This window comes from Vreelandella boliviensis LC1, from assembly GCF_000236035.1.
GTDB lineage: Bacteria > Pseudomonadota > Gammaproteobacteria > Pseudomonadales > Halomonadaceae > Vreelandella > Vreelandella boliviensis.
Map to the genome: position 1 here is coordinate 244,932 of NZ_JH393260.1, position 13,757 is coordinate 258,688.

The 13,757-nt window shown below is 53.8% G+C and carries 17 protein-coding genes and 1 other RNA gene; 13 read left to right on the forward strand and 5 right to left on the reverse strand.

What is annotated here, in order from left to right:
* Both KUC_RS19830 and KUC_RS18080 read left to right on the forward strand, forming a co-directional pair.
* A partial coding sequence (locus KUC_RS19830) for a hypothetical protein (RefSeq protein WP_208854504.1) occupies nucleotides 1-181 on the forward strand: 181 nt, incomplete at its 5' end.
* The gene (locus KUC_RS18080; RefSeq protein WP_007114701.1) at nucleotides 178-939 is read left to right on the forward strand and encodes a Nif3-like dinuclear metal center hexameric protein; all 762 of its coding nucleotides are present in this window, start codon (nucleotides 178-180) and stop codon (nucleotides 937-939) included. The genes KUC_RS19830 and KUC_RS18080, both read left to right, overlap by 4 nt.
* A gap of 53 nt (nucleotides 940-992) precedes the next feature.
* Here KUC_RS18080 and KUC_RS18085 read toward each other — a convergent pair whose 3' ends face one another.
* Nucleotides 993-1,451 carry a ZapG family protein gene (locus KUC_RS18085; protein WP_007114702.1) on the reverse strand — a complete coding sequence of 153 codons (459 nt, stop codon included), beginning with the start codon at nucleotides 1,449-1,451 and terminating at the stop codon, nucleotides 993-995.
* A 208-nt stretch (nucleotides 1,452-1,659) separates the two neighbouring features.
* On the opposite strand from KUC_RS18085, the gene zapE reads away from it, so the two are divergent.
* From zapE to KUC_RS18125, 8 genes are all read left to right on the forward strand, one after another.
* Nucleotides 1,660-2,844, forward strand: coding sequence for a cell division protein ZapE (gene zapE, locus KUC_RS18090; RefSeq protein WP_040481579.1), 1,185 nt, complete (start codon nucleotides 1,660-1,662; stop codon nucleotides 2,842-2,844).
* Between the two features lie 182 nt (nucleotides 2,845-3,026).
* A complete protein-coding gene (gene rplM / locus KUC_RS18095; RefSeq protein WP_007114705.1) occupies nucleotides 3,027-3,455 on the forward strand; it encodes a 50S ribosomal protein L13 in 429 nt (142 codons plus the stop codon).
* Nucleotides 3,456-3,468: 13 nt separating this feature from the next.
* A complete protein-coding gene (gene rpsI / locus KUC_RS18100) occupies nucleotides 3,469-3,858 on the forward strand; it encodes a 30S ribosomal protein S9 (protein WP_022523918.1) in 390 nt (129 codons plus the stop codon).
* A 208-nt stretch (nucleotides 3,859-4,066) separates the two neighbouring features.
* Nucleotides 4,067-4,666 carry a ubiquinol-cytochrome c reductase iron-sulfur subunit gene (gene petA / locus KUC_RS18105; protein WP_040481585.1) on the forward strand — a complete coding sequence of 200 codons (600 nt, stop codon included), beginning with the start codon at nucleotides 4,067-4,069 and terminating at the stop codon, nucleotides 4,664-4,666.
* Nucleotides 4,666-5,925 (forward strand): cytochrome b, encoded by a 1,260-nt coding sequence (locus KUC_RS18110; protein ID WP_007114709.1) that lies wholly within the window; start codon nucleotides 4,666-4,668, stop codon nucleotides 5,923-5,925. Before petA ends, KUC_RS18110 begins: the two co-directional genes overlap by 1 nt.
* Entirely contained in the window at nucleotides 5,925-6,692 is a 768-nt protein-coding gene (locus KUC_RS18115; protein WP_040481586.1) for a cytochrome c1, read from the forward strand. Before KUC_RS18110 ends, KUC_RS18115 begins: the two co-directional genes overlap by 1 nt.
* Nucleotides 6,693-6,841: 149 nt before the next feature.
* On the forward strand, nucleotides 6,842-7,468 hold the full coding sequence (gene sspA / locus KUC_RS18120) for a stringent starvation protein SspA (RefSeq protein ID WP_007114711.1): 627 nt from the start codon (nucleotides 6,842-6,844) through the stop codon (nucleotides 7,466-7,468).
* Nucleotides 7,469-7,534: 66 nt separating this feature from the next.
* On the forward strand, nucleotides 7,535-8,044 hold the full coding sequence (locus KUC_RS18125; protein WP_007114712.1) for a ClpXP protease specificity-enhancing factor: 510 nt from the start codon (nucleotides 7,535-7,537) through the stop codon (nucleotides 8,042-8,044).
* Nucleotides 8,045-8,122: 78 nt separating this feature from the next.
* Here KUC_RS18125 and KUC_RS18130 read toward each other — a convergent pair whose 3' ends face one another.
* The 4 genes from KUC_RS18130 to KUC_RS18145 all read right to left on the reverse strand — a co-directional run bounded on the left by KUC_RS18130 (nucleotide 8,123) and on the right by KUC_RS18145 (nucleotide 11,341).
* The gene (locus KUC_RS18130) at nucleotides 8,123-8,695 is read right to left on the reverse strand and encodes a BON domain-containing protein (protein ID WP_040481588.1); all 573 of its coding nucleotides are present in this window, start codon (nucleotides 8,693-8,695) and stop codon (nucleotides 8,123-8,125) included.
* Between the two features lie 76 nt (nucleotides 8,696-8,771).
* Nucleotides 8,772-9,362: a phosphoheptose isomerase gene (locus tag KUC_RS18135; protein ID WP_007114714.1), complete on the reverse strand. Its 591-nt coding sequence runs from the start codon at nucleotides 9,360-9,362 to the stop codon at nucleotides 8,772-8,774.
* Nucleotides 9,363-9,471: 109 nt separating this feature from the next.
* A complete protein-coding gene (locus KUC_RS18140) occupies nucleotides 9,472-9,843 on the reverse strand; it encodes a YraN family protein (RefSeq protein ID WP_007114715.1) in 372 nt (123 codons plus the stop codon).
* Nucleotides 9,833-11,341 carry a penicillin-binding protein activator gene (locus KUC_RS18145; protein ID WP_040481590.1) on the reverse strand — a complete coding sequence of 503 codons (1,509 nt, stop codon included), beginning with the start codon at nucleotides 11,339-11,341 and terminating at the stop codon, nucleotides 9,833-9,835. The genes KUC_RS18140 and KUC_RS18145 overlap by 11 nt, the downstream gene beginning before the upstream one ends.
* Nucleotides 11,342-11,469: 128 nt before the next feature.
* Between KUC_RS18145 and rsmI the strand changes: the two genes are divergently transcribed.
* From rsmI to rsmH, 3 genes are all read left to right on the forward strand, one after another.
* Nucleotides 11,470-12,327, forward strand: coding sequence for a 16S rRNA (cytidine(1402)-2'-O)-methyltransferase (gene rsmI, locus KUC_RS18150; RefSeq protein ID WP_040481592.1), 858 nt, complete (start codon nucleotides 11,470-11,472; stop codon nucleotides 12,325-12,327).
* Nucleotides 12,328-12,359: 32 nt separating this feature from the next.
* Nucleotides 12,360-12,730: RNase P RNA component class A (rnpB, locus tag KUC_RS19170), an RNA gene on the forward strand.
* Between the two features lie 67 nt (nucleotides 12,731-12,797).
* Nucleotides 12,798-13,754, forward strand: coding sequence for a 16S rRNA (cytosine(1402)-N(4))-methyltransferase RsmH (gene rsmH / locus KUC_RS18155; RefSeq protein ID WP_007114718.1), 957 nt, complete (start codon nucleotides 12,798-12,800; stop codon nucleotides 13,752-13,754).
* Nucleotides 13,755-13,757 lie beyond the last annotated feature (3 nt).

Consider the following 13,757-nt stretch of genomic DNA (forward strand, 5'->3'; position numbering starts at 1 on the left):
GCGGGTTGCGCCACAAAGCGCGCCATACGGCGTTGCAAAACTTGAAAAGGGAACCACCCTTCCCTGCGTTTTGCGCCTTGTCTGGCGCGCTTTGTGGGGCAACGCGGTTCGCGATGAAACGTCAACAGGCCCTAGCAACTTCCTCACGGGTGCAGTTAAATCAATAAAGGACTCAATATGATTCATCGTGACCAATTAGTGGCGGCCTGTGACCATCAGTTACGTGCAGCAGAATTTAAAGATTTTACGATTAACGGTTTACAGGTGGCGGGCAGCGAGCAAGTTAAGCGCATCATGACGGGTGTTACTGCCTGTCAGGCGCTACTGGACGATGCGGTCGCCTGGCAGGCGGATATGGTGCTGGTGCATCACGGCTACTTTTGGAAAAACGAGTCCGTGGCGATTACTGGCATGAAGCAGAGACGGATTAAAACGCTGCTGGATCATGATATTAACCTGCTCGCGTATCACCTGCCTCTGGATGCTCATGCAGAGATGGGAAATAACGCGGAATTGGCCCGACGCCTTGGCTGGAAAGTAGAGGGGTGTATTGATGGCGAGCTGGGGGAAGGGCTTTTGTGGTCAGGGCGTTTATTGCAGCCACATTCGATCCGCGAGCTGGCAGCGCAAATAGCGCAAACCTTGCAGCGTGAGCCTTTGGTCATTGAAGCCCCACAGGTGGGTGATATTGAGCGCATTGCCTGGTGCACCGGTGGTGCACAGGACATGATCACCGCCGCCTTTGAAGCTGGCGCGCAAGCATTCGTATCGGGTGAGATATCCGAGCGAACCACTCACTTGGCGAGGGAAATGGGTATCCACTATATCGCCGCCGGGCATCATGCCACCGAGCGCTATGGGATTCAGGCGCTGGGCGAGTGGCTAAGCGATGAGTACGACGTTGAGCACCGCTTTGTGGATATTGATAATCCTGCATAACGCATTAAGCGCCCCGGGTAATCGAAACAAGTGCCGGGGCTGATTAATCATAATTAGTAGCGCGGGGGCTGGGGTGTCGCCGCCTCATTGCCCTTCAAACCAAAGTCTTCAGACAGCGTGCCGCCTTTCCCATCCGCGTAGTCGCGGGGTGTAGCAGGAGGGGTGGCGTCCGCTGTTATCTGCTGCTCTTGTGTTGAGTCGATGCCCGAGAGGTCAAGGCTAGTCTGAATGGCAGCGTCGCGAATATTCCACTCCTCGGCGTCCTCTTTGAGCTGAAGTTCTAGCTGGTTAGCTTCATCGCGAATATTGCTAAGGCGTCGATAAATAGCTGTTAAATGGCTGCCTACGCTGCTCTTCATCTCGGCAATCTGGTGCTCGCGTTCGAGTAGCTTTTGGTGCATGGAAGCAGCCTCGCGCTGGCTTTTGCTGAAGAGGCGAAAAGCGACCACTCCAACGATCAGGCCGACGATAAAACCGATTACGGCATAAGTTAATGGTGAGCTCGCGTCCACAGTGTTCTCCCTGGCGCCTTAAATATAATAGTTAGGCTGCATTTGCTAGCAGCTTAGGAATCGAATAGGTTGCCATTATAGGCGCCAGTCAGCCGTTTGGGTCAATCCGCTCATGCGCTTAGATGTCTCTGCAGGTATAATCACAGTCTTCTTAAGGTTGTCAGTGGTTGTACTGGCTGCTGCCTTACATGCTGTAGGAGGCGAGTGCATGTCATCAACATCTGCGGGTAGGGCAACGGCAAAAATGCGCCCTACATCGCCTATAGAGCGCTATCGGGCAGACTTGGAGCGCGATGATTTTCAATACGATGCAGCCCAGGAGTTGGCGGTAAAGCATCTGCAGCGGCTTTACGATGAGCTTGTCGCCGCGCCCACAACCGTCCCGAAAGCCCTGGTCGCTAATAAAGGCCTAAAAGCTAAGATGGCTGGCTTCATGGGCAAGAAAGCCTCATCGCCTGACGAGCCTGTTTTGCCTCGCGTTAAGGGGCTCTATTTTTGGGGTGGGGTAGGGCGTGGTAAGACCTACTTGGTCGATACCTTTTATGAAGCCTTGCCCTTTTCCGACAAAATGCGGACCCATTTTCATCGCTTTATGCAACGGGTTCATAACGAGCTAACCCACTACAGGGGTGAAAAGAATCCGCTCACGCTAATCGCTGGTAAATTTGCCACTGAGGCGCGGGTTATTTGCTTTGATGAGTTTTTTGTCAAAGATATTACCGATGCAATGATTCTCGCCAATTTGCTGGAAGCGCTGTTCGAGCGTGGGGTCGTGCTGGTGGCAACCTCAAACATTGTGCCTGATGATTTATACAAAGACGGCCTACAGCGGGCGCGCTTTTTGCCAGCTATCGAGCTTGTGAACCGCCACTGTGAAGTGGTTAATGTCGACTCTGGGGTTGACTATCGACTGCGCGCCCTGGAGCGAGCCGCCATCTTTTACTCACCGCTGGATGCGGCCGCTGAGCGTGAGCTTGCGCGCAGCTTTAGGGAAATCGCCGGGCATGAAGGGGAGTCAGAGGCGTCGCTAGAGGTGAATCACCGCGTACTGAAAACTCGTCGATTGCACGATGACGTCGCTTGGTTTGAATTTCTTGAGCTCTGCGATGGGCCGCGTAGTCAAAACGATTATATTGAGCTGGCTCGAGAGTTTCATACGGTCTTGGTTTCCAATGTGAGGCGTATGGACGCCAAGCAGGATGACCAAGCGCGGCGCTTTATTAACATGGTCGATGAGTTTTATGACCGCGGAGTGAAGCTGCTAATGTCGGCGGAAGCGCCGATTGAAGAGCTATATAGCGATGGCAAGCTGACGTTCGAGTTCCAGCGAACTCTCTCTCGCCTGCAAGAAATGCAGTCTAAGGAGTACTTGGCGTTGGCGCACAAGCCCTAGTCTTACTCAGTGCAAGGCAAGTAAAAAAATTATGATACGGCTTAACTTGTCAGTGGCCTTAATGTAGAATGCCGCCTCGCTGCATGTTGCTGGCGTAAACCAGCAACCAAAAAGAATAGGGATGGTGCTTCGCCATGCAACGGCGTAAGTCACCCAATACATTTAATCTGGTGATTTCATCCATGAAGACGTTCAGTGCTAAGCCGCAGTCCGTCCAGCGCGACTGGTATGTAGTCGACGCTACGGACAAAACGCTCGGTCGTCTGGCAACCGAGATTGCTCGCCGCCTACGTGGCAAGCATAAGCCCGAATTTACGCCTCACGTTGATACTGGCGACTATATCGTCGTGATCAATGCAGAGAAAGTCCATGTAACCGGTAATAAGGCGAAGGCTAAAACCTACTACCGCCACACTGGTTATCCGGGCGGTCTGCGCTCTATGACATTCGACAAAATGCTTGATCATGCGCCCGAGCGTATCATTGAGTCTGCCGTTAAAGGCATGTTGCCGAAAGGTCCTTTGGGCCGTGCCATGTACACTAAGTTGAAAGTGTACGCTGGCGCCGAGCATCCGCATGCTGCCCAACAGCCGCTTGAACTGAACCTCTGAGGAAATCTTCGCCATGACACAGCAGTATTACGGTACCGGGCGCCGCAAGACTTCCACCGCTCGCGTGTTTATGAAGCCGGGCTCTGGCAAAATTACGGTCAATAACCAAGACCTCGACCTCTACTTTGGTCGCGTCACTGGTCGTATGGTTGTTCGCCAGCCGCTTGAATTGACTGAAACCCTCAACCAGTTCGACATCTTCGTGACTGTCGCTGGTGGCGGTGGCTCTTCTCAAGCAGGCGCTATTCGTCACGGTATTACCCGTGCCCTGATGAACTACAACGAAGATCTACGTCCTTCGCTACGTGCCGCTGGTTACGTAACGCGTGATGCACGTCAAGTTGAGCGTAAGAAAGTCGGCCTGCGCAAAGCACGTCGTCGTCCGCAGTTCTCTAAGCGTTAATATATACGCTATGCGGCAAAACGCCCAGGTCATCGACCTGGGCGTTTTTTATTGGAATATCAAAAAATTATATTGCTCGTACCACTATGGTCACGAGCGTTTGTTCTTGTGCACAGCGCTTTGTTTTTTTACCATAGAGCGTAATTAATATTCGTCGTCGCAAGACGCCTTTGCGGCGGAACGGGTAAGCTGATGGGAGAAACCTGAAATGGCAGATAACGGCGTAAACAAAGGCCGACGCCGTTTCCTCGTAGGCGCCACCTCTGTAGTGGGTGCGGTTGGTGCTGTCGGGGTTGCGGTTCCCTTTGTGGCTTCTTGGCAGCCTAGTGCCAGGGCAAGAGCGGCGGGTGCTCCCGTTCAAGCAGATATATCCAAGCTTGAACTTGGGCAGCGGATGACCGTTGAATGGCGGGGACGTCCGATTTGGATCATCCATCGCACACCTGAAATGATTGAGCGCACTGGGTCGCTTGGAGAGGGTGTGCTCGCTGATCCAGAATCAACAGTGCCGCAGCAGCCTGCTTATATTGAAGGGCATATGCGCTCTATCAAACCTGAGATTGGGGTGCTGATCGGTATCTGTACGCATTTGGGCTGTTCGCCGCTTTTCCGGCCAGAGCCCGACGCAGAGGGTGTAGGGGTTGATAACTGGCCGGGTGGTTTCTTCTGTCCTTGCCATGGTTCGCGCTTTGACTTGGCTGGTCGCGTATTCAGTAATGTACCCGCCCCGACTAACCTTGAGGTGCCGCCCTACCGCTTTGAGAATGATGACATTATTGTCATCGGCGAAGATGAGGAGACTGCCTAATGGGTAATCCGAATAAAGCCAAGGCGGAAAAAGGCATCATGCGGTGGGTGGATGACCGCTTTCCTGCTACACAAATGTGGCAAGAGCATCTCTCCAAATATTACGCGCCGAAAAACTTCAACTTTTGGTACTTCTTTGGCTCGTTAGCGCTACTCGCGCTGGTTAATCAAATCCTGACCGGGGTTTGGCTGACCATGAGCTTTAACCCCTCTGCTGAAGGTGCGTTCGATTCCGTCGAATACATAATGCGCGATGTGGAGTGGGGTTGGTTGATTCGCTATATGCACACCACCGGTGCGTCTGCTTTCTTCCTTGTCGTCTATCTGCATATGTTCCGTGGCCTTTTATACGGTTCTTACAAAGCGCCCCGCGAGTTGGTGTGGGTCTTTGGTATGACTATTTATCTGGTGCTAATGGCGGAAGCCTTTATGGGCTACCTGCTGCCGTGGGGGCAGATGTCCTACTGGGGCGCGCAGGTTATTATCTCGCTATTTTCGGCTATTCCGGCTATCGGCCCCGACCTGGCTCAGTGGGTGCGTGGTGACTTCCTGATTTCAGGTATTACCCTTAACCGTTTCTTTGCGCTGCATGTGGTCGCATTGCCAATCGTCATTCTTGCGCTCGTTGTGCTGCACATCATTGCCCTACATGAGGTGGGTTCTAACAACCCAGACGGCATTGATATCAAGCAGAAAAAAGATGAGGCCGGGATACCGTTGGACGGGATTCCTTTCCACCCCTACTACACGGTGAAAGATCTTGTTGGTGTGGCTGTGTTCCTGTTTGTTTTCTGTGTGGTGGTGTTCTACTTCCCAGAAGGCGGTGGCTACTTTATTGAAAAGCCAAACTTTGATCAAGCGAACCCCCTGCAAACGCCTGATCACATTGCGCCCGTTTGGTATATGACGCCTTTTTACGCCATTCTTCGGGCGATAACCTTCTCGATATTTGGCTTAGACGCTAAGTTCCTGGGCGTTATATTTATGGGTGCGGCGATTGCCATACTGTTTGTTCTGCCCTGGTTGGATCGCAGTCCGGTGCGCTCTATGCGTTACAAAGGCTGGATGTCTAAAGTGATGCTGCTGCTGTTTGCCATCAGCTTTGTCATTCTGGGTGTGTTGGGTGTGCTGCCATCGACAGAGGGTAGGACGCTTCTAGCTCAGGCGTGCACCGTGATTTATTTCGCCTTCTTTGTCTTGATGCCGTTCTACACCAAGCTGGAGAAGACTAAACCCGTTCCGGAAAGGGTGACTGGCTAATGAAAAAGTATCTATTTGGACTCCTTTTCGCCTTAGTGCCAGTAACCGCGATGGCTGCAGGAGGCGCAAGCGTGCCTCACTCGATGGATCCTGATCTGCACGATCAAGCCTCGCTGCAAAATGGCATGAAGCTCTATGTTAACTACTGCATGGGTTGCCACTCGCTTCAGTATCAACGCTTTGCCCGTGCGGCTGACGACTTGGGAATGCCTCAGGATCTGGTTGAAGAGAATCTGATTTTCTCACCTGAGTTGGCCTATAACGATCAGATGCATAACGCCATGAACAGTGGTGATGCAGAAAGTTGGTTTGGTGCGCCGCCGCCCGATCTGTCGCTAAAAACCCGTGTGCGGGGAACCGATTGGATCTACTCTTATCTGCTCGGTTTCTATAAAGATCCTAGTCGTCCCACGGGTGTTAACAACACGGTCTTTGACTTGGTAGCGATGCCTAACGTGTTGGAGCCTCTGCAGGGCGTACAAGAGCTGGTGTGTGCTGAAACAGACCATCCGGTAAAAGGCCAAGAGCCGGATGCGCTATCGGGCAGGTACCAGTCTTGTGATGTGCTGCAAGTGACCGAGCCGGGTCAGCTCGAACCTGCTGAGTTTGAGGAAGCCATGTATGATCTTACTAACTTCCTGGCTTATGTAGGCGAGCCTTCCAAGCTTCAGGCCCAGGCGCTGGCGCCTAAAGTACTGATCTTTATTTTTATTTTTGGTGTGATTGCTTACCTGCTCAAGCGTGAGTACTGGCGAGACATCCACTAATTAGCAGTAGCTGATGGTCAGTAGGGCGCACGGCGTAAGCCGTGCGCCTTTTGCTTGTCGGCATGGCAATAATGCAAAGCAGGCTAGCTTCCCCTGAGGTAGCGCTGGCGTGTTATTATCCAAGATTGTTTTGATGTGAGGATGCTTTCATGGGTGTTGTGGCCAAGCGGTCGTCGATGATCTTTTACTCAGGTAGTGATGATCATTTCAGTCATCGTGTGCGCATTGTGTTGGCCGAAAAGGGGGTTGCCGTCGATATCGTCGATGTGCTCGACGAAAAACCACCGGAAGAGCTAGCAGACCTCAACCCGTACAACAGCGTGCCGACGCTGTTAGATCGTGACTTGGTGCTGTATGAATCCAAGGTCATGATGGAGTACTTGGATGAGCGTTTTCCGCATCCTCCGCTGTTGCCTGTTTATCCAGTAGCGCGCGCGCAAAGCCGCCTATGGATGCATCGCATTGAGCGTGAGTGGTGCCCAATGGTCGACCTAATCCGCAGCGGTGGAAAGAAAGAAGCAGATAAGGCGCGTAAAGAGCTGCGTGAAAGCCTGATTGGTATATCGCCGATTTTTGAGGACATGCCTTATTTCATGAGCGAAGAGTTTACGCTGGTGGATTGCTGCTTGGCGCCTGTACTGTGGCGTTTGCCTGAACTAAATATCGAGTTGCCTGAAAAGCAGGTCAAGCCGCTGCTGTCCTACATGTCAAGAGTATTCGAGCGTGAGGCGTTTAAGGCATCTTTAAGTGAGCGTGAAAAAGAGATGCGCGCTTGAATTCATTTGGCTCCTTTGTCCTCAATAAGGGCAGGGAGTCTTTCTTGTAAGGAGGAGGGAGTCTAGATGAAATCGAGTCGCCCCTATCTCGCCCGAGCGCTCTATGAGTGGTTGTTGGATAACGAGCTAACACCTTACCTGGTAGTTGACGCTACCTTGCCTGGCGTGGAGGTGCCCCGTCAGTTTGTTCAGAACGGTCAGATCGTATTGAACGTGGCACCGACCGCCGTGCGTGATCTTTTTATGGAGAATCAGGCGATAGGCTTTAACGCGCGCTTTGGCGGGCAGCCCATGCAGGTGATGATTCCGACCCCGGCCTTAATTGCTATTTATGCCCGGGAGAACGGTGCTGGAATGGTCTTTGGTCATGAACCTGAGCTGGGTGATGGAGCAGAATCCTTTGGCGATATTGAGGACGAGGAGAAGCCCTCTACCAAGCCTGAGCTGTCGGTCACGGAGCCAGTTCCTGAAAAGAGTGACAGTGGAGCATCTAACCCTTCAAGCGAAGATACTGATAAAAAGGCTCAAGCGAAGAGCAAGGCGAAGAAAAAGCCAACCCTGCGGGTTGTTAAATAGCTCCCCGTGGTGCGCCCACAAAAAAGCCTCGCTTAATAAGCGAGGCTTTTTTGTGGCTACTAGAAGGCGCTGGGATGGTTAGTCGAGGTAATCAAATACCTTTACGATCCGCTGTACGCCGGCTACAGAGGAGGCTGCATTGACGATGCGGTCTGCCTCTTCGCGAGAAACGCGGCCCATAAGATATACGCTGGCATTTTCAGTGGTGACTTTTAACTTTGAAGAGTCAATGCGGTCATTGGTGGCCAGATGGCTGATTACATTGGTGGTTAGCCAAGTGTCGGTCAGGCGCTGGCTGGCCGGTAGGCGGGCGGCAATGGTGAGTTCGTTATGGACTTCAGTAACGCCGCGAAGGTTGCCAGTGACTTCGCCCGCCATGTCGTGAAGCTCTTCGCTAGGCACTTGACCTACCAGTAGCACAACCCCGTTATAGCTGTGGGCGCGAATGCGAGCATCGCCCAGTCGTGCATCGGCACGCTTCAGTGCGGAATCTACTTCGCGCTCAATGGTGGTATCAATGGCTTCAACATCGTCGCTACGCTGGGCATAGTTAGACTGGTTAGAGGCTGAATTATTGGCGCAGCCAGTGATGAAGATTGTCGCGCAAAGCGCAGCGGCCATGAGGCCGCGAGGGGAGAAACGTTGGGTCATCGGTATGACTCCTTGAAGCTAGCGGTTAACGCATTGATTTAAAGAATTGCGCGTGGTAGCGCTATAGTAAAGTCTATTAAGCGCTGCCAAACAGCTGTTCATCGATAAGATCGCATAGACAGTGAATCACCAGCAGATGAACCTCCTGAATACGGGCCGTCGATGTAGCAGGTACGCGAATTTCACAGTCATCCTGGCCTAAAAGCGACGCCATATCGCCACCGTCACGACCAGTGAGGGCGACCACGGTCATGTCACGATCATGCGCTGCTTGAATGGCTTGTACAATATTGCCTGAGTTACCGCTGGTGGATATAGCCAGCAGCACATCACCCGGCTGGCCTAAGGCGCGAATCTGCTTTGAGAAAACCTCATTATAGCTATAGTCGTTAGCAATTGAGGTAAGCGTGGAGGTGTCGGTAGTCAGCGCCAGTGCCGGCAGGCTAGGGCGTTCACGTTCAAAGCGGTTGAGCAGTTCTGAGGAAAAATGTTGGCTATCGCCGGCGCTGCCACCATTGCCGCAGGCGAGAATCTTCCCTTCGCTAACAAGGCACTGCACCATCATTTGGCTGGCCACTTCAATAAACGGCGGAAGTACTTCGCTGGCGTAGGTCTTGGTGTCGATGCTGGCGTTGAAGTGGCCGAGTATCCGAGATTGAAAGTCCATCAGGGGCTTCCTGGTTAAATGAGCGTGTTAATGAGTGTTTTTAAAGGCGACTTTTAAAGATGATTCGTTACAAGCAGTTCTAAGCTTTAAAAACAGCTTTTAAAAATCGTCAAAAGGCATCAAAGGCAGCTTTTACCCAGTCAAATTCGAGGTTGGGTGGCTTGCCTGTGATTGCCAGGATATCAAAGCGGCAAGGTGATGAAAGTCCGCTGCGAGCGATATAAAGTCGCGCCGCACGCACCAAACGTTGCTGTTTCTGGTAAGTGACGGTTTCCAGCGGGTGCCCATAGCGCGTCGTTGTACGGTGTTTGACCTCAATAAAGACGAGAATATCGCCATCACGCATTACCAAGTCAAGCTCACCCCCTTTCACGTAATGATTCTGCGCGACGAGGGTGAGCCCCTGTTGGCACAGCCATTGAGCGGCAGTTTGCTCAATGGCGGCGCCGCGGGCACGGGCAGTGTGGGCGTTAATCGTCACTGTCGACCAGGTTAGGAATTAAAATTGGTGATGGGACACCATTCTGGAATTTGGCCCAGGGTAGCTCGCGGTAAATGCGTCCATCGCCACTCAGGTAGAGAGTGCCGGTGCTGCCATTCAGGCCGTTAAGCTCGCCAAGATTGGAAAAGCGGATGGCCAGTTCGTAAGCATCCACGCCCATTGCCATTAGGCGAAACATGGAAGCGTCAGACTCGTCGCGTAAGCTCTGGTAGGTCGCTGCAAAGGGTAGGGCTTCTTCGCCGCCGACAGCGGCATCGGGAATCTGCCAGGGAATATCAACAAACATGACATCGTTTAAATCTTGATCAAGGCGAGTCTGCAGACGCCCTTCGTGCAAGTGAGACGTGGCATAGATCGGCAGATTAGGGGCGTAGTAATAATCCATGGTTGGCGGCACCTGGCGCGCATACTCAGGTAGGGCGAGTAGGAAGAGTGCGTCGATATTGCTTAGGCGAGCGCGATCACCGCTGACATTGAGAGCAGTTTGAACGGCATTGGAAACCGAGCTCTCGGGGTTATAGCGCACGGCGTTAGTGATTTCACCGCCTTGACTGTGCCACTCATTCCAAAAGGCCTCGCCTACGCGTCGGCCCCAGCCGTTATCAGGCACCATCATGGACATTTGGCGATGACCATCCTGCCAAGCGCGGCGGGCGGCCTGGCGAGCTTCGTCTTCAGCTGAAAGGCCGTACTGGAACAGGCGCTGTGCTTGGTTGCTGTCGCCGCTGCCATAGTTAAGCGCCAATGTCGGTAGCGGCACGCTGTTGCGCTGTTCTAGCTGGGTGACTTGCTCCTTGTCTAGTGGGCCAATAATTAACTGAGCATTCATCTGCTGCGCGCGGTCATAAAGCTCATCCATCGAGTAGCGTGAGGCGTCCAAGAAGTTCAGCTCGACACTGCTACCTTTGACACTATGGTGCTGACGCATGGCAGTGGCGATGGTACTGGCGACGCTACTGAGCGGGCCTGATTCGGGCAAGGCAACCACGATACGGCGTATTTCCTGACCCTCAAGCTCGGGCAGCGCAATACTAACTGCGCCGCTGGGCTGATCAAGCGCTTCACGGGCCCAGCGCTGGCGCTCTGCGAGCCTCTCTTGCTGATTGGCCTGCATCGGCAGTTCGTCATCGAGTACCTGGGTGGCGCGTAGCACGGCACGCGGCTCATTCAAGGCGCGTGCAAGTTCGGAAAATAGCAGCGCCCAGCGCACCCGGTCAGGTTCTGATAACAGGCTTTCATCGATCGCGTCGGCAGTTTCAAAGGCTCTGTCGCGCTCACCTTGCCGAGCGAGAATGTTGGCCGCTTCAAGGCGTGTTTTGGCGGCTTGTTCTGGCGCTTGCTGTTCCGCCTGACTGAGTAGCTGGCCAGCGTCTCCTGTAGGCACGCGATCCACCACGCTAGGCGGCTGCATCGCACAGCCCGCAACGAGAAATGCTGTGAGGGCGGCGGCGAATAAGCCACGTAATGACTGTTTCATGTATCCTTCCTTAAGTTTCCATTTGCGCTGTCGCTGTTTGCCAGTGATGAGGCCACTGCACAAGCATAGCGCACCGGCAGAGCAAGCCATCAATGAATCGAGAATCATCAACGAATTGAGAGTCAACAATGACAGACCATAATCCGGGCACATTGTACGTGGTTGCCACGCCAATTGGGAATTTGGACGACTTAACCGCGCGTGCCGCTCGGGTGTTAGGGCAAGTTACGCGGATTGCGGCTGAAGATACCCGCCATAGTGGACGCCTGTTGACACACTTGGGGCTGAATAAGCCCATGCTCTCTTTACATGAGCACAATGAAGCGCGCCGTGTGGATACCTTGGATAGTTATCTCGCCGCAGGTGAAGATATTGCCTTAATCAGCGACGCAGGAACACCGCTAATAAGCGATCCAGGCTTTGTGCTGGTGCGCGAGTTGCGGGCGCGCAATCGCCATATTGTGCCAATTCCGGGCCCCTGTGCGCTGATTACTGCACTGTCAGGGGCGGGCCTGCCGACAGACCGTTTTGTGTTTGCTGGTTTTCTGCCTGCCAAGCCTGGCGCGCGCCGCCAAGCGTTAGACGGTTGGAAAACTCGCGAAGAGACGCTGGTGTTTTATGAATCCCCCCACCGTATCGTGCACACCCTTGAGGCGTTGCAGGAGCAAATGGAGGGGCGCGATGTAGTGCTGGCACGTGAGCTAACCAAGACCTTCGAAACTTTTTTGCACGGTACGCCTGCATCGTTATTGGAGCAATTAGCCGCCGACCCTAATCAAGCCCGCGGCGAATTCGTGGTGATTGTCGCCGGCGCCCCTCCGGTTGAACAGAGTGAGCATCAGGATATATCAGCAGATGCCTTGTTGGAGGCACTGTTGGCAGAGGGCGTTGGTGTGAAGCAGAGCGCTGCGATTGCCGCGCGAATGCTCGGTGGTCGTAAGCAAGTCTGGTACGCTCGTTTGCAAGCAATTAAAGGTGAGCATTGAGGCAAGTCGAGGGCGCTGGTATGCTTGCCGCCGGAGTTGGCCAGACAGTCGCCGCTAATACCCCTCAAAAGGTGTTGGGGGAGGAAAGTCCGGGCTCCATAGGGCAGAGTGCCAGGTAACGCCTGGGCGGCGCGAGCCGACGGAAAGTGCAGCAGAGAGTAGACCGCCTAAGCCCCTGAAGTAAATCTCTGGGGCCGGTAAGGGTGAAAGGGTGCGGTAAGAGCGCACCGCGCGCCTGGTAACAGTGCGTGGCATGGTAAACCCCACTCGGAGCAAGACCAAATAGGGATCCAATGGCGTGGCCCGCGCTGGATCCGGGTAGGTTGCTTGAGCGCTGTGGTAACGCAGCGCCTAGAGGAATGGCTGTCCACGACAGAACCCGGCTTATCGGCCGACTCCCCCATTTACGTACCAGAGCGTGCCCGCACGCTCTTTATTACGCTGTCTCTAACATCTTGTGTGAGAAAAACATGCCTTCTCCTGACGCTGAACAGGTTGCTTCCCGCTTTCGCCATACCAGCGTATTACTGGAGGGTGCTGTCGATGCCCTGGTTCATAATGCGCAGGGCGTCTATTTAGACGGTACTTTCGGGAGAGGCGGTCACTCACGGGTTATCCTTGATCGCCTGGGCGCCCAAGGCCAGCTGCTGGCTATGGATCGTGACCCCCAGGCGATTGCCGCTGCCGCTGAAATAGCCGATCCACGCTTCCTGATTACCCAGCGCGAATTTGCCCGGCTAGCTGAGTTTGCTCGTGAACAGGGCGTGTTCGGTAAGCTTTCCGGGGTGCTGCTCGATGTTGGCGTGTCATCGCCTCAGTTGGATGACCCCGAGCGCGGTTTCAGCTTTATGCGCGACGGCCCCCTAGATATGCGTATGGATCCTACCCAAGGGCAGAGCGTCGCTGACTTCCTGGCCCGAGCCAATGAAGCAGATATTGCCTACGTGTTTAAAACCTATGGGGAAGAGCGCTATGCCAAGCGCCTCGCTCGAGCCGTAGTGACGCGCCGGGTTGAGCGGCCGTTTACCCATACGGTCGATTTAGCCGAAGTGTTAAAAGTTGCCCACCCCGCCTGGGAAAAAGGGCGCCACCCCGCCACCAAAGCATTTCAAGGACTGCGTATTTTCGTCAACGGCGAACTGGAGCAGTTAGATAGTGCCTTAGATGCTGCGCTTGAGGCGCTGGCGCCTGGTGGTCACTTAGTCGTTATCAGCTTTCACTCGCTAGAAGATCGCCGTGTGAAGCGCTTTATTCGCCACCATGTCCGCGGCGATACCGACCTACCACGTGGTGTGCCTATTCGCGACGATCAATTGAATCGGCGTCTTGAAGCGCTAGGCAAAGGCGTGCGGCCAAGCGAGGAGGAGGTTGATGCGAATCCTCGCGCACGCAGTGCCGTCATGCGGGCTGCACGCAAACGGATGTAAATG

Coding starts and splice junctions, on each gene's coding strand:
- KUC_RS18135 (WP_007114714.1), bottom strand. CDS start 9,362: ATGGACTTTCAATCTCGGATACTCGGCCACTTCAACGCCAGCATCGAC.
- sspA (WP_007114711.1), top strand. CDS start 6,842: ATGGGTGTTGTGGCCAAGCGGTCGTCGATGATCTTTTACTCAGGTAGT.
- KUC_RS18080 (WP_007114701.1), top strand. CDS start 178: ATGATTCATCGTGACCAATTAGTGGCGGCCTGTGACCATCAGTTACGT.
- petA (WP_040481585.1), top strand. CDS start 4,067: ATGGCAGATAACGGCGTAAACAAAGGCCGACGCCGTTTCCTCGTAGGC.
- KUC_RS18145 (WP_040481590.1), bottom strand. CDS start 11,341: ATGAAACAGTCATTACGTGGCTTATTCGCCGCCGCCCTCACAGCATTT.
- zapE (WP_040481579.1), top strand. CDS start 1,660: ATGTCATCAACATCTGCGGGTAGGGCAACGGCAAAAATGCGCCCTACA.
- KUC_RS18125 (WP_007114712.1), top strand. CDS start 7,535: ATGAAATCGAGTCGCCCCTATCTCGCCCGAGCGCTCTATGAGTGGTTG.
- KUC_RS18115 (WP_040481586.1), top strand. CDS start 5,925: ATGAAAAAGTATCTATTTGGACTCCTTTTCGCCTTAGTGCCAGTAACC.
- rplM (WP_007114705.1), top strand. CDS start 3,027: ATGAAGACGTTCAGTGCTAAGCCGCAGTCCGTCCAGCGCGACTGGTAT.
- rsmI (WP_040481592.1), top strand. CDS start 11,470: ATGACAGACCATAATCCGGGCACATTGTACGTGGTTGCCACGCCAATT.
- rsmH (WP_007114718.1), top strand. CDS start 12,798: ATGCCTTCTCCTGACGCTGAACAGGTTGCTTCCCGCTTTCGCCATACC.
- KUC_RS18110 (WP_007114709.1), top strand. CDS start 4,666: ATGGGTAATCCGAATAAAGCCAAGGCGGAAAAAGGCATCATGCGGTGG.
- rpsI (WP_022523918.1), top strand. CDS start 3,469: ATGACACAGCAGTATTACGGTACCGGGCGCCGCAAGACTTCCACCGCT.
- KUC_RS18130 (WP_040481588.1), bottom strand. CDS start 8,695: ATGACCCAACGTTTCTCCCCTCGCGGCCTCATGGCCGCTGCGCTTTGC.